This window comes from Salinibacterium sp. G-O1 (assembly GCF_030063305.1).
Taxonomy (GTDB): domain Bacteria; phylum Actinomycetota; class Actinomycetes; order Actinomycetales; family Microbacteriaceae; genus Rhodoglobus.
Map to the genome: position 1 here is coordinate 181,003 of NZ_JASISV010000001.1, position 18,804 is coordinate 199,806.

The window sequence follows — 18,804 nt, forward strand, 5'->3', positions numbered from 1 at the left end:
CATGGCACGGCTGCGGTGCGATCCCCTAGCCTGAAGGTGAGCTACCCACTCACACCCGATACCCGAATATCGCCCGTCTCATCGAACCGACCCACGGCTCGAATGCGACCGACCGCGTCCTTGGCGCGTCGACCCGGCGACCGCTAAGGAATAACATGCACAGCACCCGAGCTGGCGCACCCGTCGCACCCCCGCGCGTACGGGTGGGCTGCGATCTGCAGCGCGTTGCCGAGGTGAGCGAGAGCGTTGCGTTGTTTGGCGCGCGCTACCTTGATCGCGTTTTCACTCCCGTGGAGCGGGCGCTCTGTACCGGCTCCCATTCGGCCGAGAGACTTGCTGGCCGGTGGGCCGCTAAGGAGGCTGTAGCAAAAGTGCTGCGTGTGCCTTCCTCGGCCTCGCTGCCGTGGAGCAGTATCGAGATCGGCGCCGAGGAATCCGGTGCTCCAACTGTCTCCCTGCTGGGCCCCGCTGCCGAGCTGGCCGCGCAGGCGGGACTCTCCCACATCGACGTTTCCATCACCCACGACGGAGGTTTCGCGCTCGCGTTCGCCGCCGCAATCGAACAGGAAGAGTGTGCAGCATGAGCCGCCTCGACACCATCCACGGCGTACTCGACACTCACGGGAAGCTCGGCTCCGCGGCAGCGACGGTACCTGCGGGTGCCGACCTCTTCGCCCACGGAATGACCTCGCATGCGAGCGTCAATGTGATGCTCGCTCTCGAGGACGCCTTCGAGATCGAATTCCCCGACGAACTTCTGACCAAGGCCACATTCGGCACGATCGAAGCAATCGCGGCTGCCGTCGATGCGCTGTCGCCGGTGGCGGCATGACACTGATCTCGATCGCACCGCTGTCGCTGCTCGAGCGGGCCGAACACGCCGCAGGTATTGCAGGGCAGTTCGCGGCAGACGTGGATGTCACGGCTCGATTCCCCGCGGAGGCCGTCGCCGCACTCCGCGAGTCGGGTCTGCTCGCAGCGTCGGTCCCACGGCGATTCGGTGGCGAGGGTGCCAGCCTGACCGAGCTCGCACAGGTTGCTGAGCTGCTGGGCGCAGCCTGCTCGTCGACCGGAATGGTGTTTGCGATGCATCACAGCCAGGTGCTCAGCCTGTCGAGGCATCTGGCGGGCGCGCCTGCGATAGAGCGCGTCGTCTCGCGCATCGCCGCCGACGGCCTGCTGGTCGCTTCGGCGACGACAGAACTCGGGGTCGGCGGGGACGTGCGCTCGAGCCTGTGCTTCGTCGACGCAAGCGGCGGGGCGACAACGCTCGTCAAGAACACCCCCGTCATCTCCTACGGCTCAGAAGCCGACCTCATTCTGGTGACGGCCCGCCGCGACGCCGATAGCGCCCCGGGCGACCAGGTACTCGTGGTGTGCGACCGCGCAGACACCGCACTGGAGCGCACCGGAACGTGGGACACCATGGGCCTGCGCGGAACGTCAAGCTTCGGCTACCTGCTCACCGCCACCGTCGCGGCCGAGCGAGTCGTTCCCGTCGCGTACGAAACCATCTCGACCGAGACGATGCTGCCCGCCGCGCATGTGCTGTGGGCGGCGGTCTGGCTCGGGATGGCGCGCTCGGCTACCGACATCTCGCGCCGCTACGTGCGGGCGACGGCCCGCAGAAGCATCGGCACCATTCCGGCAGGAGCGACAGCTCTCGTGGGACTTGTAGCCGAGCTTGAACGCTTCGAATCACTCGTCGCGTCGAGTGCCCACAGGTTCGACGAAATCGCCGACGATCGAGACGCACTCGGCAGCGTTGGCTTCGTGGTGAGCATGAACAACCTGAAGGTCACGGCATCCACCCTGGTGGCAGACATGGTGGCGCGTGCCCTGAACATCACCGGAATCTCCGGCTTCCGCAACGACGGACCGTACAGCGTCTCCCGGTTGTTCCGCGACGCTCAGGGAGCCGCCCTGATGGTGCACAACGACCGGATCACAGCCAACACCGCCCACCGTATCCTCATCCAGAAGGGGTCATGACATGACCGACATCGCAACCAGTGACGACACCGCAACCCAGCTGGCCACCGCCCGAATCGCCTTCAGGAATGAGCTGCTCGACGCCGGCATCCTGATCGCGTCGTCGGTCGCCGGCGTGTATGGGCGATCCGGGACGTTCGAGTCGATCATCACCGGGCTCGACGCACTCCTCGCCCGGATGGCGGCACCGCTCAACGCGCAGGTGCTGCGCTTCCCGCCCGTCTACCCGCGCGTCGACTTCGAGCGCACCGACTACATCGCATCGTTCCCTGACCTGAGCGGCGTCGTCTCGAGCTTCGAGCGCGGCGACAAGGAGCACGCGGCCCTGCTCAGCGCCCGTGCAGACGGCGAAGCGTGGGACGGCTGGCTCGACCCGACCGATGTCGTGCTGACTCCCGCCATCTGTCATCCCCTTTACGCCACCCTCGAGGGCAGGCTCCCCGAGGAAGGCGGCGTCTTCGACCTCGCTGGCTACGGCTTCCGCCACGAGCCGTCAGAAGATCCCATGCGCATGCAGTCATTCCGGATGCGCGAGTTCGTCTTCGTGGGCACCCCGGATGCCGCCCAGGTCTACCGGGACTCCTGGCTCGACCGGGCCATCGAGACCCTCGCGTCGCTGGGTCTCGCCGTGGATGCGGTCCCCGCCAACGACCCGTTCTTCGGGCGCGCCGGACGCATGCTCGTCAACGCCCAGCTTCGGGAGAACCTGAAGGTCGAGATCATCGTGCCGCTCTATGGCGACCTGCACGAGGGCACGGCGATCGCTTCGGCCAACTGCCAGCGTGATCACCTGACGGCAGCATTCGGAATTCTCACCCACGACGGTGACGTCGCCCACGGTGCCTGTGTCGCCTTCGGCATGGAGCGCACGGCCCTCGCACTGCTGCGCACCCACGGACTGAACCCCGCCGAATGGCCCGAGGGCGTGCGCGATCTGCTGGGACTCTGCTCGACATGATGGTCGACACGTGGCTGGGTGACCCCGAAACCCCCCTGCTCGGCTTCCTGCACCTCCCGGATGGCGGTGTCGCGCGAAGTGGCGTGGTCATCTGCCCGCCCTTTGGTTTCGACCAGGTCCAGGCCTACCGGGCCATGCGGTTCGTTGGGCAGGAGCTGGCCGGACGGGGAATCGCAGCATTGCGTTTCGATTACCTCGGCGAGGGCGACTCGAGCGGGTCCACCGCGGCGTCCGATGCCGCTGAAGGCTGGATGGCCAGCATCCGGCATGCCATCCAGTACCTCCGCGATTCAGGGGTGCAGCAGGTGGCGCTGCTCGGGCTGGGCAGCGGCAGCCTCGTGGCGGCTGAGGCGGCGGCCACGGAGGATGTGGCAAGCCTGGTGCTGTGGGATCCGGAGCTGTCTGGACGGCGGTTCATCCGGAAACAGCGTTCGCTGTATGAACTCGCCGTGGGCGGAACGCAGGACCAGGCCGATGACAGCAATGCGCTCGTGGCGTTCTCCCTGCATTCCACGGCCATGGAGTGGCTGAAGGTCAGGGAGACGACGGTTGCGTCCCTCACCGCCCTCGGCATCGAGACCCTCGTGCTCGGCCGCAGCGCCTACGCGGCGAACCCGGCACTCGGGCGGCTCGCCGCGGCGGAGGTCGACAGCATCCATTTCAGGTCGATTGATGGCCAGGAGGGCCTTCTCGAAGTGCCCGGCGAGTTGGCGGTACTTCCGGTCGACGACATCGGCGCGCTGGTCGACTGGCTCGATCAGCGGGCTCCGGCTGTAGCATCCGCACTCACTCCGGTCATCACGCCGGAGGCCGTCGTCGGAACCGCACCCGACGGTGGGGACATCGTGGAGAGGCTCCACCGGGTCGGTGAGCACGACCTTTTCGCCATCGAGACAACGAGCGCGGCAGCTGATGACAACCTCGTGGTGCTGCAACCAGGAGCGTCAGAACACCGGGTGGGTCCGAGTCGGTTCCAGGTGCTCGCCGCGCGGGAGCTCGCTGGCCGCGGCCGGCGCGCCGTGCGTTTCGATCGCAGGATCACCGGCGACACCACAGAGGTCGTGCCCGGCGAACCCACCCTCATGTTCGCGCAGGAGTGGGTCGACGATACCCATGCGTTGCTCGCACGTTTCGCTCCGACCGGGCTCGCGATGGTGGGCCTGTGCGCGGGTGGCTGGGTGGGGGCCAGGGTTGCAGAGCAGCACCCGGCGCTGCTGACAGTGCTGATGAGCCCGAACTACTACAAGACCACACCGCTGAAGCCCGGGCACTACTCCGTGCTCGCGGCCGAGGCAGGAAAGGAATCACGGCTGCGCGCCCTCAAGGGTGCCGTGAAAAAGCACATCCCGGGCTGGCTCTGGCGTGTGATGTCGAGACTGCAGTTGTTCCATGACCCGGCCGTGCTTCTCGCGGCTCCCAGCCGTCCCGGCAGCACCGTCGCTGTGCTACTGACCCCGGCGGATGCCGTCAACTTCGCCGTCCGCCGTGGCCCAGAGGCGGTCGACCGGCTGACGCGTCGTGGCGCCGACGTTCGCATCATCAACTATTCGGTGGGGGATCACTCCCTCTACGGGGAGCAGATCCGGCACGAGATGATGGATGACCTGCTCGCGCTGGTCGAAGAGACCATGCCGCGCGCCGGCAGTGGTGCCGCAGCCACCATGACGTCAGCGACGCTCGCGTGAGCCGCGATGCCGCGAGAGTGACTCGTGTCAGGGCGCTGGGACTGTACGGACTCACGGTGGTTCTCAATGGCACCGTAAGCCTCGTCAGCATTCCGATCGTTGTCGCCATCGTCGGCGCCGACCAGTGGGCATCAATGGCCACCGGTCAATCGATCGGTGGCGCCCTCGCAGTTTTTGTTGCGTTCGGCTGGGGCCTGACCGGTCCGGCGACCGTGGCAAGGCTCGCGCCCCACCTGCGCCAGCAACTGTTTCTCGACTCGCTTTTTGCCAGGGGATTACTCGTACTGCCGGTCGTCGTGGTGCATGCGGTAGCCACCATCGCCATCGTGCCGCACGCCAAACCTGTCGCGTTTTTTGCAGGCCTCGCGATGCTTCTGGCCGGCGTATCCGCTGGCTGGTTCTTCGCGGGAGAGAGCAGGCCGGGGCGCTTTCTCGTTCTCGACACGGTTCCCCGTGTCGCGGGAACCATCCTCGGGTTGGTGCTGGTCATCCTTACCCAAAACCTGCTGCTCTTCGCGCTCGCGCAGCTCCTCGGATCGCTGGTGGCACTCGCCGTATCCGCGTGGGTGATTTTGCACGGGCGAGGACTCGACTTCCGAGCCGCAGCGCGGTTCAGGGTCATCGCCGGAAATCTTCTCGAGCAGCGCCATGGCGTCGTGGCGACGGGTATCTATTCCCTGTTTACTCCCGCCGTGCTCGGACTTGTGGCGGTCGTATCTCCCACGCTACTTCCCCAGTTCGTGTTGGCCGACAGGCTCTCCAAATTCGTCAGCATGGCGGCATCGCCGCTCGGCCAGGTTTTCCAGGGTTGGGTGCCAGCAGTCACCGGCCGGGAGCTCGCGCGCAGGCTGCGCGTCTCCGGCACCATCACGACGAGTCTCGCGCTCTCGGCTGGCGTGGGGTTCATGGTGTTCCTGCGCCCCTTCAGCGAATTAATGACCCATGGACAGGTCAATTACACCGTCGCCGCGGCCGTGGCCTTCGGACTGGTCGCCATGACCCAAATCGCGTTTCCCTACCTCTCGAACGTCGGCCTGATGGCGGTCAATCGCCTCAGCGTCATCGTCACGTCGGTTGCGGTCGGTGTGCCGGTGGCGCTCGTGCTTCTCGTCGTCGTCGAATTCGTCGCTCCGGAACACACGGTCTGGGCGCTGGTGGCCGGCAACGCAATAATGGTGGGCTGGCAGCTGGCGTCGCTGCGCGCGGCGACCCGGCAGCTCGCGGATGCCGAACGGCCGACGGCTCCCTCACAAACAGAGCCCGTCCCCAGCGGCGGCAGGTGAGCGTTAACCCGTCTCTTAACCCTGCAGACCGCTGCTCGGTTACTCAAAGTGCGCGTTGGGCCGCTGGGGTAATATCCGTAGATTGAAACCTATCGACGACCGCTTTGCCCCCGAAAGCATCGCCCGCCGATATTGAGACCTACCCGAGGTCTCTTACATCACACATAACCCGAATCCGGAGCCATCCACCCAATGGACATCCACGAATACTTTGGCGTGCTTCGTCGCGGCTGGGCGCTCATCGCGCTCGGGCTGCTTGTCGGTCTCGTCGGGGCCGCCGGTGCGCAAACACTGCAGGTTCCGACCTACACGGCAACCTCCCGCGAGCTGTTGACCACGGACACCTCCGGCAACCTCGCTCAGTCGCTGCAGGCAACCACGTTCGCGGAAGGGCGCATCGCCTCCTACGTGCTCGTCGCCTCGAGCGGTCTGGTGCTGCAGCCGGTTATCGACGAGCTCGGCCTCGACATGACCGTCGAGGAGCTGGCAGCAGACCTCGTCGTGACGGCGCCCGCCCAGACACTCGTGATCGACATCACCGCCACCGCGGCCACGCCCAGGCGCGCCCGGGACATCGCCAACACCACAAGCCGGGTTTTCAGCGAGGTTGTGACCGCGCAGGTGCAGCCCCTGACAGTCGTTCCCGTCGATCCCGCAGCAGTCGTCGACCCGGCAGCGCCCCCGGTGGAGCCGGTGACCGTCGTCCCCATCCGCATCGTCAACATCGAGAAAGCGTCCCTGCCTCCAGCCGCCCCGAGTTCGACGGCGCTGATCCTGCTCCTCGGCAGCTTCCTGGGGCTCGCCGCGGGCCTGGTCGGCGCGTCGCTGCGTGAGTCGATGGATCGCCGCATCCGCAACCGCGCCGGAGTCGCCGCCATCACTGCAGCTCCGGTCCTCGGCGCCATCCGGGGCGACCGCAAAGCCAGGATGTCGCCGCTCGTGGTTGCCGAAGCCCCAGACAGCGGCATCGCGGGATCGTTCCGGGCGCTGCGCGCCAACCTCGAGCACGTGCGCGTTCGCGGCGAGTTGAACAGCTTCGTCGTGACCGGCATCGCGTCGCGCCAGGGAACATCCACGGTGACGGCAAACCTTGCGCTCGCTCTCGGCAACACCGCTGCATCGGTGGTCGTCATCGACGCGAACCTGGCCTCCCCGCGTCTCAGCACCATGTTCGGTGCCAGCGGCGCGCGCGGTCTGACCGATGTGCTCTCGGGTGAGGCCACCATCGACGATGTGCTGCGCTGGTCGGACTCGGGCGACGTCTGCGTGCTTCCCGTCGGAACACACCGGCCGCGCACGAGCGAGCTGCTCGCCACACCGGCCATGCGCGACCTGCTCGCAGAGTTGCAGGGCAGATTCGAGGTCGTGCTGATCGATGCGCCCGCCATCTCTGCGGCGACAGACGCCGCCATGTTTGCCCTCTTCGGCAGTGGCACGCTGCTGGTTGTGCCTGTTGGCTCCAGCCGCCCCGCCGTCGTGGATGCACTCGCAGCACTCGAGCTCGGGGGAAGCGTTCCCGCCGGCATCGTGTTGAACAAGATTCCCACCGGCCGTCGCGGACGTCGCTCGTCTGCGGTGTCTGTCTCCACTCGTGTCGCCGTGTCGCTGGCGAAAGTGGCGCCGTCGACGTCGGAATCGTGGTCGCCCGTCGATCCGGCGTGGAAAGCCCCAACGGCAGCCGATGCGATCCCCGGAGCCACCCCCGCTCCGGTTGGCACCAGTCCCGTCATCCTGCGCTCGCGTCGCCCTGTGCAGCCCAGTTCAGCGCTCGAACGGCGACTGGCCAGTGTGCAGGCATCCGGCGCAACTATCGCGCGTCGCTTCATCTCGGCAGCGCGGGATGTTGTCGGGGCCGTCAGAACCCCCACGGTGGTTGAGGCGGCGCCGACGCTCGCCGTGCGCCCCACAGCCCCGCGATCATCCCGCAAGGTCGTCGAGGTGCCCTCATCGCGTTTCGCCCCAGCGGAGAGCGCCGCGGTCCCGTCGGTCACTCCACGCGGCGCCACAGAGCTCGTCACGGCAATACCGCCGCTTGCGACGTCCGTGTCGTCCCGCCGCTCGACGAGACCGGAGGGCAGCCCTGGGGTTGCCCCAACGCCCACCTCGACGGTCGCCGAAACGCCGCCGTCGAGCGAAAATGTCGGTGAGGACACGTCCGCGCGTCAGGCGGCGCGCGCGAGGGATGCCCACCGCACCGGCCCACGGATGGTCACAGTGGGTGACTACTCCAACGTCACTGACATCACCGCGTCCGTGTCACGTGAGCGCATTGCGAGAGAGAGCTACGCACTCAAGTCGCGTGAACTCGAGCGGGCTGCAGACGAACGCCTCGCCTACGAGCAGCAGCTCGTGGAGCGCCGCATCCGGGAGCAACTCGAATCACGTCAGCGGGAGCTGGATTCCAGCCTCGACGAGATTCTCGAAGACACCATCATCCTGCCGCGGTCGATCGTCAACCACTAGGCGGCCGAATCAGGCGCTGCGGGAGTCCTCGTCGAGCAGGCCAAGCTCGGCAGCGACGAGTAGCGCCTCAGTGCGAGTGGAGACGTTGAGTTTGCGATAGATGCTGCGCAGCTGGGCTTTGACCGTATTGCTGGCGACGAACAGCTTGCGCGCGACCTGCTCGATGGTCGCACCGGGATCGAGGGCGCGCAGCACCACGAGTTCACGCTCGCTGAGTGCGCCTGCAAGCGTCTGGTAGGGCGCCAGATAGCTGGTTCCCCTCAGTTCGTGGCGAGCGATGAAGGCCCCCGCATCAGGATGCAGTTCCGCGAGAGAGCGCAGCGTCTCGAGCGGCAGCAGGTGGAACGGCACGATCACACCCGACTTGTTCGACTGGTTGATGGCACGCAGCAGAGAAGCCGCTGCGTCCTCCTTGCGGTCAAGTGCGTGTTCGGATGCCGCACGCAGGACGGCGAGATCGAGCTGGCCGTGGCGCTCGGTGCGCCCGCGACCCTGGCCCTCGAGTATGAACAGGAGGGCGTGCTTCGGGTTGCCCGCGAGAAGTGCGAGCCTCGCTCGGCACACCGAGATCCAGGTGTTGCGAACCGGGCTCTGGTCGAGTGCTGCCTCGGCCCTCGGCAGCTGGCCGAGAAGCAGAGCGAGGTCTGCAGCGTCGCTCGTGAGCAGCACCTGCGCCGTCGAGCCAGCGACAAGCTGGTCGCTGTGCTCGGCCCAGGCGCGATCAAGATTGGAATCGGTCTCGACGGGGTCGCCCCAGTACAGCCCGTAACGGTTGCCGGCGTGCACCGCGAACGCCCAGAACTCGTCGTTGTCGCGCATGTCGGCGAGCTGTGCCAGCCAGTGGCGCGCACCCTTCGGGTCAAGCCGGCTGATGGCGACCAGCGCATTGGCGACGAGGCCTGCGCTGCCGGCGTTGTCATCATCATCGAGCGAGCGCAGAAGGTTGGAGGCCTGCTCCACCTCGCCTTCGAGGGCACGAGTCAGGGCGAATGCCTCCAGGGCCCGCGCGGACGACTGGCGGATCGCGTCGTCGAGCCCGTACGCCAGGTCGAAACTGCGCTGGAAGCTGTCGCGCGCACCCGCGAGATCGAGGCCGAGCAGCCGCGACATCCCGCTCTGGTAGTGCGCCTCGGCCAGCACAAGAGGCGGCCGATCGATCATGTCATCGCCAGCCAGCAACTCATCGAGCTCTTCGGCGGCCTCGAGCGCGCCGGTGTGGTCACTCTTCAGCCGATACACCAACGACTTTGCGAGATAGGTAATCAGCCGGTCCCATGACCGCATCACGTCGGGCATCCGGGTGAGCGTGGCCGGAGTTCTGCGGCTGAGCGAGAGATACGGGCGGGCCAGGGCGTCGCCATGGTTCCATTCGCACTCAATGTAGAGGCTCAACCGCGGATGTTCGTCGCGGACAGCTCGCGGGAGATCGAGGATGATGCGCTGCAGCGCCTGCTGATCCTCGGCGATGAACTTGACGAGCGAATCGTCGATGGCGCCTATCAGCGAGTCCCAGTCTTCTGCGAGCACGAAATGGGTGAGCGCCTCAAGCCCCTTGCCTGACGAGAGAAGACCGCGCGCGAGGGCGGAATGCAGCTCGGAAACGACGTCGGGGATGCGCGCACCCGCCTCGTCCAGCACCGCGCGGCGCAACGTCGGTTCCAGGTGGAAGCGGCCGTCGCGCAACAGCACCCGCGACTGTGCGAGTCGATCGAGGTCTCGGTCGTCGAAGGAACCCTGCGTCATGGCGGCGAGAGTCTTGTGGGTGAAAGTGCCAGCGATGGCGAGGGATGCGACCCGCTGCAGCTCGGCGGTCGACATGGTCTGCGCCCTCAACTCGAGCACGTACGAGGTTTCTGCCCGCATGCGAATCGCGTAGGTTTCGGAGTCATCGCCAGCCTCGGCATCCGGTTCCATCATGGCCAGAACCGCGGGCAGCACATCCGCCTGGGCGAGGGCCGTCTGGGCGAGCCCCGTCGCCGTGGACTCCGTCAGCAGGATGCCGGCCGCTGCCGCGGTCTCGCGAATCTCGTGAGGATTCAGCACGAGCGACGACGGTGCGGCCGTGACGGCACCGAACTCGATCCGCCCCCGTGCCATGAGAGCGCGCCGCGCGGAACAGATCGCCACGATCGACAGGTGCGGGGATGAGGCGAGAAGGTCGAGGAGCCCGGTGTCGACAGACGACCGAACTGCCGAGGTCAGGCTGACGGCAAGCAGCAGCGGCCGCTCGAGGGCCCGGGTGACGTGTGCGACGGCGCCATAGGGGTCGCCGGTCATCGGAAGGCTGAAAGCGTCTGCGAGAGCGGCCCTGATCGTCTCCCACGGTTGTGCCTGGGGAGTCGGGAAGTCGATCCACACAACGTCCCGGTCGGAGGAGTCTGACACCAACGACGCAGCAAGGATCGCGCGCACGGGCACGAGAGGAACATCGTGGATGATGTGGACGCGGCTCGATAGGGCGGCGCTGGCGAACGAGGTGGTGGCAACCGCGCCGAAACTGGGGATGCCGTGGCGGATCGGGTGAGGCATCCGGTCTCCTTGGGCATGATGGTGCGGTCGTGGTGATGTGGCGTACTACTACAGCCCTATCCATTAACCCGTGCACTCACCCGCTCGGGTATCCCCTATTGGGGTGCACCTTTGCTCCACTTGGGGGGACAGGCGAGCAATCTTCATTCGCCTGACATTTTCTCAGCTGTCCGTAGGTTACCGGGATAATGGGTCTATGTCAGCCCAACGTCCGATGCCCCGCGTGCTCGAAGGAAACATCGTCAGATTGATTCCCCTCGAGGATGAACATCTACCGGCGCTCTACCGCGCAATCGGAACCGCGGAGGTCTTCGAATCCGGCTACGGCGGCGGCGTGGCGGGACTGCCAACCTCCGAGGTCGAGTTCGTCGACTTTGCGCACCGCTTCTACCGTCGAGACGCCGGCAACGTCTACGGCGTGTGGCTGCACGACGGAACGCTGGTGGGAACATCCACCCTCGCCGACTTCGATGAACCGCGAGAACGCGCTCACATCGGCTGGACCGCCTATTCGCCGACCGTGTGGGGCACAGGGGTCAATCCCGAGTCGAAATTACTCATGCTCACCGAGGCATTCGACCACGGCTTTGGCAGGGTCATGCTGCAGGCCGATGCCCAGAATGCGCGCTCACGGGCTGCGATCGCCAAACTCGGCGCCCGGTTCGAAGGGGTTACCAGGCGCGACCAGCGCCGGGCAGATGGAAGCTGGCGTGATGCCGCCGTCTACTCGATCATCGTGGATGAATGGCCCGCGGTCAGGGCGGCGCTCGCGGCCCGCGTTGCCGAGTTTGCGTCCGCCGCGGGTTGAGCCGCGCTCGCCCGGTCGGCATCCGGCGCTAGATTTGACCGCATGAGCATGAATGACGAACACCCAGAACCGTCGGAAGAGCTCACGAGCCTTCGACGCAGCATCGACAACATCGACGCCGCGCTGATCCACCTCCTGGCCGAGCGCTTCAAGTTCACCCAGAGTGTGGGCAGACTCAAAGCGTCGACCGGCCTGCCTGCGTCGGATCCGGGGCGTGAGAAGGTGCAGATCGCCCGGCTGCGGGCGCTCGCTGAAGATGCCCGCCTCGACCCGGCGTTTGCGGAGAAATTCCTGAACTTCATCGTGGCTGAGGTCATCCACCATCACGAACAGATCGCCTCAACCGGAACGACAGAAATTCAGAAGTAGCCAGAAGGTGGCCCGATGTCCAGAATCGCCACGTACGCTCGAAGTATGAGCTGGAACCCCGCACACCCTCCTCGCCAGGATGGCCGCACCTTCGTCGTCACCGGCGGCAGCGCCGGCCTCGGATACTTCGCCGCCGAGCAGCTCGCGCGCGCGGGCGGCCACGTCGTGCTCGCCACACGCAGCCCCGAGCGGGCGGCGCGCGCTGAGGCATCCATCCGCGGAAACGTGGCAGGGGCATCCGTCGACTCGCTCACTGTTGACCTCGCCTCGCTCGCGTCGGTGCGGGAGGCCGGGTCCAGGCTCGCCGACTACGGCCGCATCGACGGACTCATCCTGAACGCGGGCGTCACCTCCGGCTCGAATGAGCGGCAGCACTCGGTCGACGGCTTCGAGCTCACCATGGCGACCAACTTCATCGGCCACTTCGCGCTCACCGCCCTCGCCTGGCCCGCGCTCACCCGCACCGCCGGCAGCCGCGTCGTCGGCCTCGGAAGCCTGAGCACCTTCATGGTGCCGCCGCACCCCGGCGACATGCTCAGCCAGCGCAGCTACAACTTCTTCCGCGCGTACGCGTTCTCCAAGCACGCGATGCACGGCTTCATCCTTGAGCTCGATCGCCGCACCAATCAGTCGACCGTTTTCGGGAGGGTTCCGGATGTCGCGGCTCTGCTCGCGCATCCCGGCTACGCGATCGACGGGCTGACGCCGCTGCGCCCCGGCATCGCGGATCGAACCCCGCTCATGCGCGCCGCAGCCCTCGCCGCGTCGTTCGGAACTCAGGGCAAGAACCGCGGAGCGGCGCCCACCGTGCGGGCTGCCCTCGACCCGGCGCTCACGGGCGGCGAGTTCATCGGCCCGAAGTACCTGACGCACGGACGACCCGTGCTGGCGCATCCCGCCGGAACGAGCGCGTCGCCGGAGTTCGGCGGGCACATCTGGGCCCTCGCCGAGGAGTGGACCGGCCGCGACTTCGACGTGTAGCCGCCGCTCCCGTCCCGCTCCCGCTCCCGCTCCCGCTCCCGCTCCCCCCCCGTCCCGTCGTCCCCAAAATCCCGCCGAGATTGCGCAAACTGCCGCTACGCCGGCAGCGATAGCGACAGTTTGCGCAAGGTCGGCGGGTGGTCATCCACCCTCGAGGGCTCGGTGGAGCTTCGCGAACAGGGTGGCCGGCCGGGCCAGGAGGAATTTGTCGACCCGGATGGCCCGCCATCCTTCCTCCATGATGTCGTCGAGCCGGTAGATGTCCCGAAAGTACTGGCGCTCCTCGCGATGGCCGCCACCGTCGTACTCGACCACGACCTTCTGAGCGCGGAACACGAGGTCACCGTGGGCGATTACCGCCCCGAAGTTGTTGCGGATCGGCCCGTTCACCTCCGGCTCGGGGAATCCGGCCCGCACGATGAGCAGCCGCAGGATGGTCTCCATGGCCGAGTCGGTGCGGCTGCGCATGAGCAGGACGGCCTCCCGCAGATTCACTACGCCGCGAGCGCCGCTCAGCGCCGCCACGAGACTCTCGATCTCGCCCAGTGTTGCGATGGGGCTGTGCCGCTTCAGCAGCCCGTCGCCCATGACGATGAGCTCATCCAGGCTCAGGATGCCGGCGCACTGAGCCCACGCGTCGACCGGCCGCGCGACCCTGAGCCCGCCGACGATCGTGGGCACTAGCGCCGACTGGTGCCCGATCACCCCACGGCTTCGCGGCGCCGGATGGGGCGGGGCGGCCGACACGTGCAGCTGCAGTTCCACGAAATTGCGGGGCATCCTGAGCCCGTGGATGGCCGCCGCCGTCGTGTGCGTGAACAACTCGTGCCGTGGCATCCGTGCCGCATAGGCGTGGGCGAGCTGGTCGAGGGTGACCTGTGTGCCGGGCGCGCGCACGCCGTGAAACGGACGGCCGAGGTCCAGCGCGCGCAGGCGGCGATCGGTGAGCGCGAATTCGCGAGCCTCCGCCGTGGTGAAAGGGCGGTCGCGCAGGCCCGGCGGCAGCGGGGCGGGTTGCCGTGACATCCGCAGAGTATGCCGTCACGGCGCCCCTCGCCGCCCAACTTCTCCCCAAGTGACTCTCCTCACCCCTCCCACCCCGCCGAGTTTGCGCAAACTGTCGCTACGGCGGTGGAAATAGCGGCGGAATGCGCAATCTCGGCGGAGTTAGACGCGTCGGGCGCGGCGGCGGCAGGCGGAGGCGCGGCGGCCGGCCGGCTGCGGCAGACTGGGGGGATGGATGACGGCGGCCGGGGCCTGGGGGAACTGCTGCAGCGCACCGTCGCCGAGCTTGAGGCCCGCGGCATCCACGACGAGGCTCTCGGCACCGTGAAGGCGGGGCGGAGTTTCGGGCCGATCGGCACGTCGACGAAGATCCTGAGCGCCGGTCGCGCGTGGCGCCTGGGCGTACTGCTGATCGACCGGGATGCGCGGCTCTACGAGACCGGATCGGTCACCCGCGCGATCGTTCCGCTGCGCGCGGTCACGAACCGCTCACCCGAGGCGGAGTCCCGCCGTGACGACCGCCGGGCCGCCGCGCGTGGCAATTTCGCCGAGGGGGAGGTGGTGAACTTCGACTACAGCCCGATCGACCTCAGCGCCGAGGCGCTCGCCGATGGCCGCGGCATCCTGGGCCTGCAGGATGGGGCGATCATGGTGCGCTGGCACGCCACGGATCCGCCGCGCAGGCTCGACGCCTACCTCGCCGACAGGCTGAGCCTGCTGGACGAAAGCTAGCGACCCGACTACTGCCCGATGACCGCGCCGAACCGGTCCGACATGGTCGCCTGGTGCACGCCGCGAAGCTCGTCGAGCGAGATCGTGAACTCGTCCTGCACCTCAAGCACACCGCTATTCTCGGTGACGCCGATGCGCAGGAAGGGGTAGCCGCGGCCGTCGCACAGCCCCTGGAAGCGCACGTCATCTTCGCGCGGCACGCTCACGAGCATGCGAGCGGTGGATTCGCTGAACAGGGCTGCCGTGGCATCCACGCCGTCGCGTTCCATGATTTCGGAGATCCAGACGCGGGCGCCGATGCCGAAGCGCATGACCGCCTCCGCCAGGGCCTGGGCGAGACCGCCGTCGGCGAGGTCGTGGGCGGATGCCACGAGGCTCTGCTCCCCGCCGGCGCCGATCAGCGCCGCGAGCTTCATCTCGGCGCCGAGGTCGACGGTGGGCGGCATGCCGCCAAGGTGATCGTGCACCGTGCCGGCCCAGGCGGATCCGTCGAGCTCGTCACGGGTGATACCGAGCAGGTAGATGTTGTTGCCCTCGTCCTGCCAGCCGGACGGGATGCGGCGGGCGACGTCGTCGATGATTCCGAGCACGGCGATGACGGGGGTGGGGTGGATCGGCACGTCGCCGGTCTGGTTGTAGAACGACACGTTGCCGCCGGTGACCGGGATCTCGAGCTCGAGGCATCCGTCGGAAAGAGCTTCAACGGTCTTGGAGAACTGCCACATCACCTCGGGGTTTTCGGGGGAGCCGAAGTTGAGGCAGTCGCTGACGGCGACCGGCGTCGCACCGGTTGCCGCGACGTTACGGAAGGCCTCCGCGAGGGCGAGCTGCGCGCCGCGGTATGGGTCGAGCTGGCAGTAGCGGCCGTTGGCGTCGGTGGCGACGGCGAACCCGAGACCGGATTCCTCGTCGATGCGCACCATTCCGCCGTCGTCGGGGAAGCTGAGCGCGGTGTTTCCGAGCACGTACTTGTCGTACTGGTTGGTGATCCAGCTCTTGTCGCTGAGGTTGGCCGAGCCGAGCAGCGCGAGCACGTCGGCGCGCAGGTCGGTCGAGCGCGGCAGCGAGGCCGTGGTGTCGGCCTGCAGCGCGTCGATCCAACTGGGGTACGCCACCGGGCGGTCGTAGACAGGTCCGTCGACGGCCACGGTGCGCGGCTCGACGTTGACGATCTCTTCCCCGCGCCAGTTGATAATGAGGCGCCCAGTGTCTGTCACCTCGCCGAGCACGGATGTCTCGACATCCCACTTCTTGACGACCGCGAGGAAGCCGTCGAGCTTCTCCGGGGTCACGATCGCCATCATGCGCTCCTGGCTCTCCGACATCAGAATCTCTTCGGCGGTGAGGGTGGGGTCGCGCAGCAGCACCTGCTCGAGGTCGATGAACATGCCGCCGTCGCCGTTGGAGGCGAGCTCGCTGGTGGCGCACGAGATGCCGGCGGCGCCCAGATCCTGGATGCCCTCCACGAGCCCGAGGTTGAACAATTCGAGGCAGCACTCGATGAGCACCTTCTCGGCGAACGGGTCGCCGACCTGCACGGCCGGGCGCTTGGTGGGCCCGCCCTCGCTGAAGCTGTCGCTGGCGAGAATGGATGCTCCGCCAATGCCATCACCGCCGGTGCGAGCCCCGAACAGCACCACCTTGTTGCCCACACCGCGCGCGTTCGCGAGGTGCAGGTCTTCGTGCCGCAGCACGCCGACCGCGAGGGCGTTGACCAGCGGGTTGGCCTGGTACACGGAGTCAAAGTAGGTCTCGCCGCCGATGTTCGGCAGGCCGAGGCAGTTCGCGTAGAACGAGATTCCCGAGACGACGCCGTGCACGATGCGCGCGGTATCGGCGTCATCGATGTGACCGAAGCGCAGGGCATCCATCACGGCAACCGGCCTGGCTCCCATGGAGATGATGTCGCGGACGATGCCGCCGACACCCGTCGCTGCGCCCTGGAACGGCTCGATGAAGCTTGGGTGGTTGTGGCTTTCGATCTTGAAGGTGACCGCCCAGCCCTCGCCGACATCCACGACGCCAGCGTTCTCGCCCATGCCGACCATGAGGTTCTTCTTCATCTTCGGGCTGACCTTCTGGCCGAACTGTCGAAGGTAGTTCTTGCTGCTCTTGTACGAGCAGTGCTCGCTCCACATCACCGAGTACATCGCGAGCTCGCCACTCGTGGGGCGACGACCGAGGATCTCGCGGATCTTCAGGTACTCGTCCTCTTTGAGGCCGAGCGCCGCGTACGGCTGCTCCTTCTCGGGGGTCACTGCCGCGTTGGAGACGGTGTCTGGAACAGATGGGCTTGACATAGACGGCGAGGGGGTCACGAAGCTCCTGAAAAAAGGGGTGGCCGGATGCCACGATTCTACGCGAGAGGCGCTCGTGACAGAATCGGGGTGTGCCTCCCGCCCTCGCGCCCGACGTCAACGCTGCCGACGCCGCGCCGCTGCCCGCGCTGAGCTGGGGACTCATCCCCGCCGCGTTGCTGAGCAGCTCGGCGGTGCTGCTCTTCTCGCTGCGTGGCACGTCGATCGCGGTGACCGTCGCCGGCTACGGGATGCTCGCCGCCGCCCTGGTCATCGCGTGGCTGTTCGACCGCTCCCAGCGCAGCGACGGGCTGTTCCGCGATCTGCTGCTGATCGCCACCGGCATGGTGATCGTGTCGACGATCTCGGTCGAGGCGAACATCGGGTGGGGCAACTTCTTCCTGCTCGGGTTCGTGCTCGCGGCCGCGGTCGCAGTTCCGTACCTGATCTCGCGCTTCGTGTTCGGTGACCGGGTCATCCGGTTCCCGTGGCGGGGCGGCTGGCCCTGGAGCCGGGTGCAGTGGGGCTACATCGTCTTGGTGCTCTTCCTCGGCTGGCTCATCCTGCCGTTCTACTTCATCACCTCGAAGGTTTATCTGAACTGGCCAGCGGTCACCGAGTGGCACGAGATTGCCAGGCTGTTCGTCGGGGTGAACGCGGTAGGAACCTGGGATGAGCTGTTCTTCATCCTGACCGTCTTCGTGCTCTTCAAACGACACTTCCCGGTGTGGCAGGCGAACCTGCTGCAGATGGTCATCTTCGTGTCGTTCCTGTGGGAGCTCGGCTACCAGGCGTGGGGCCCGCTGCTGACGATCCCGTTCGCCCTGCTGCAGGGCTGGATCTACTCGCGAACCCGGTCGCTGCCGTACGTGCTCACGGTGCACCTGCTGTTCGACCTCGTCGTGTTCCTGGTCATTGTGCACGCGCGCAACGACGGCATCATCGGCTTCTTCCTCGTCTCGCCGTAGGGCCGATTGGTCACGCGAGATCCGTCGTCAAAATCGTCGAGTGCTACAGTGTGCTACATGGATATGGTGACGCACCGCGAGATGCGCAATCGCAGCGGCGAGATCCTGCGGCGAGTAGCAGCGGGAGAGTCGGTGCAGGTGAGCAACAACGGGCGCCCGACCGCGATCATCGTCCCGGTGGGCGGCAGCGAGCTGGACGGGCTGCTCGCCCGTGGGGAGGCGCGGCCGGCTCGTACCGGGTTGGAGGCTTTGCTGTCGATCAAGCGGGTGGTTTCGCTGAAGACCTCTGCGGAGCTGATCGCTGACAGCAGGGGCCGCTGGTGACGATCGCGTACTTAGACACCTCTGCAGCGATGAAGCTGTTGGTTGAGGAGCCGGAGTCCGAAGCGCTGCTGCTCGAGTTGACTGGCTCGGATCGTCGGCTCGCGGCGTCGTGGCTTCTGCACACCGAGTTGCATTGCGCTGCCGGCAGGAATCCAACCATCATCGCCATCGAGGCCGTGACCACGGTGCTGGATGCGATCGATCTGGTGGATGTCACGCGAGGGGACCTGTTGGCTGCGGGTACACATGCGCCGCTGCGCTCTAACGACGCGATCCACCTGGCGACGGCTCTTCGGCTGGGCGTCGACGAGATCGTCACCTACGACCTCGAACTCAGTCGAGCTGCCGCAGCGGCCGGCGTTCGGGTGACTGCGCCTGCTTAGCGCAGAGAGCATCCCAGAAGACGCACG

The 18,804-nt window shown here is 66.9% G+C and carries 17 protein-coding genes; 14 read left to right on the forward strand and 3 right to left on the reverse strand.

The window, feature by feature from the left end:
• Positions 1 to 155: 155 nt before the first annotated feature.
• The 7 genes from acpS to QMG83_RS00955 all read left to right on the forward strand — a co-directional run bounded on the left by acpS (position 156) and on the right by QMG83_RS00955 (position 8,381).
• Positions 156 to 584, forward strand: coding sequence for a holo-ACP synthase (gene acpS, locus QMG83_RS00925; protein WP_283503491.1), 429 nt, complete (start codon positions 156 to 158; stop codon positions 582 to 584).
• Positions 581 to 832, forward strand: coding sequence for an acyl carrier protein (locus QMG83_RS00930; protein ID WP_283503492.1), 252 nt, complete (start codon positions 581 to 583; stop codon positions 830 to 832). The genes acpS and QMG83_RS00930 overlap by 4 nt, the downstream gene beginning before the upstream one ends.
• Complete coding sequence (locus QMG83_RS00935; protein ID WP_283503493.1) at positions 829 to 1,992, forward strand: acyl-CoA dehydrogenase family protein; 1,164 nt, start codon at positions 829 to 831, stop codon at positions 1,990 to 1,992. The genes QMG83_RS00930 and QMG83_RS00935 overlap by 4 nt, the downstream gene beginning before the upstream one ends.
• Position 1,993: 1 nt before the next feature.
• The gene (locus QMG83_RS00940; protein WP_283503494.1) at positions 1,994 to 2,950 is read left to right on the forward strand and encodes an amino acid--[acyl-carrier-protein] ligase; all 957 of its coding nucleotides are present in this window, start codon (positions 1,994 to 1,996) and stop codon (positions 2,948 to 2,950) included.
• Complete coding sequence (locus QMG83_RS00945) at positions 2,947 to 4,635, forward strand: alpha/beta hydrolase family protein (protein WP_283503495.1); 1,689 nt, start codon at positions 2,947 to 2,949, stop codon at positions 4,633 to 4,635. The genes QMG83_RS00940 and QMG83_RS00945 overlap by 4 nt, the downstream gene beginning before the upstream one ends.
• A gap of 17 nt (positions 4,636 to 4,652) precedes the next feature.
• Complete coding sequence (locus QMG83_RS00950; protein ID WP_283503496.1) at positions 4,653 to 5,918, forward strand: hypothetical protein; 1,266 nt, start codon at positions 4,653 to 4,655, stop codon at positions 5,916 to 5,918.
• Positions 5,919 to 6,110: 192 nt separating this feature from the next.
• Positions 6,111 to 8,381, forward strand: a complete 2,271-nt coding sequence (locus tag QMG83_RS00955) for a cellulose synthase operon protein YhjQ/BcsQ (RefSeq protein ID WP_283503497.1) — start codon at positions 6,111 to 6,113, stop codon at positions 8,379 to 8,381.
• Positions 8,382 to 8,390: 9 nt separating this feature from the next.
• On the opposite strand, the gene QMG83_RS00960 is transcribed toward QMG83_RS00955, so the two are convergent.
• A complete protein-coding gene (locus QMG83_RS00960) occupies positions 8,391 to 10,910 on the reverse strand; it encodes a helix-turn-helix transcriptional regulator (RefSeq protein WP_283503498.1) in 2,520 nt (839 codons plus the stop codon).
• A gap of 196 nt (positions 10,911 to 11,106) precedes the next feature.
• Here QMG83_RS00960 and QMG83_RS00965 point away from each other — a divergent pair, with 196 nt between their 5' ends.
• The 3 genes from QMG83_RS00965 to QMG83_RS00975 are packed head-to-tail and all read left to right on the forward strand — an operon-like array spanning position 11,107 to position 13,068.
• The gene (locus QMG83_RS00965) at positions 11,107 to 11,718 is read left to right on the forward strand and encodes a GNAT family N-acetyltransferase (protein ID WP_283503499.1); all 612 of its coding nucleotides are present in this window, start codon (positions 11,107 to 11,109) and stop codon (positions 11,716 to 11,718) included.
• A 42-nt stretch (positions 11,719 to 11,760) separates the two neighbouring features.
• Entirely contained in the window at positions 11,761 to 12,087 is a 327-nt protein-coding gene (locus tag QMG83_RS00970) for a chorismate mutase (protein ID WP_502948984.1), read from the forward strand.
• Between the two features lie 45 nt (positions 12,088 to 12,132).
• Positions 12,133 to 13,068, forward strand: a complete 936-nt coding sequence (locus QMG83_RS00975) for an SDR family NAD(P)-dependent oxidoreductase (RefSeq protein WP_283503500.1) — start codon at positions 12,133 to 12,135, stop codon at positions 13,066 to 13,068.
• Positions 13,069 to 13,209: 141 nt separating this feature from the next.
• On the opposite strand, the gene QMG83_RS00980 is transcribed toward QMG83_RS00975, so the two are convergent.
• Positions 13,210 to 14,094 carry a putative endonuclease domain-containing protein gene (locus QMG83_RS00980; protein ID WP_283503501.1) on the reverse strand — a complete coding sequence of 295 codons (885 nt, stop codon included), beginning with the start codon at positions 14,092 to 14,094 and terminating at the stop codon, positions 13,210 to 13,212.
• A 210-nt stretch (positions 14,095 to 14,304) separates the two neighbouring features.
• Here QMG83_RS00980 and QMG83_RS00985 point away from each other — a divergent pair, with 210 nt between their 5' ends.
• A complete protein-coding gene (locus QMG83_RS00985; RefSeq protein ID WP_283503502.1) occupies positions 14,305 to 14,805 on the forward strand; it encodes a hypothetical protein in 501 nt (166 codons plus the stop codon).
• 8 nt (positions 14,806 to 14,813) lie between these two features.
• Here the strand turns inward: QMG83_RS00985 and purL are convergent, their stop codons facing one another.
• Positions 14,814 to 17,105 (reverse strand): phosphoribosylformylglycinamidine synthase subunit PurL, encoded by a 2,292-nt coding sequence (gene purL / locus QMG83_RS00990; RefSeq protein ID WP_283503503.1) that lies wholly within the window; start codon positions 17,103 to 17,105, stop codon positions 14,814 to 14,816.
• Positions 17,106 to 17,194: 89 nt separating this feature from the next.
• Here purL and QMG83_RS00995 point away from each other — a divergent pair, with 89 nt between their 5' ends.
• From QMG83_RS00995 to QMG83_RS01005, 3 genes are read left to right on the forward strand one after another with little or no spacing between them, the layout of a single operon-like run.
• Positions 17,195 to 18,070 carry a CPBP family glutamic-type intramembrane protease gene (locus tag QMG83_RS00995; RefSeq protein WP_283503504.1) on the forward strand — a complete coding sequence of 292 codons (876 nt, stop codon included), beginning with the start codon at positions 17,195 to 17,197 and terminating at the stop codon, positions 18,068 to 18,070.
• A 57-nt stretch (positions 18,071 to 18,127) separates the two neighbouring features.
• Complete coding sequence (locus QMG83_RS01000; protein WP_283503505.1) at positions 18,128 to 18,394, forward strand: type II toxin-antitoxin system Phd/YefM family antitoxin; 267 nt, start codon at positions 18,128 to 18,130, stop codon at positions 18,392 to 18,394.
• Positions 18,391 to 18,777: a type II toxin-antitoxin system VapC family toxin gene (locus QMG83_RS01005; RefSeq protein WP_283503506.1), complete on the forward strand. Its 387-nt coding sequence runs from the start codon at positions 18,391 to 18,393 to the stop codon at positions 18,775 to 18,777. The genes QMG83_RS01000 and QMG83_RS01005 overlap by 4 nt, the downstream gene beginning before the upstream one ends.
• Positions 18,778 to 18,804: the final 27 nt, after the last annotated feature.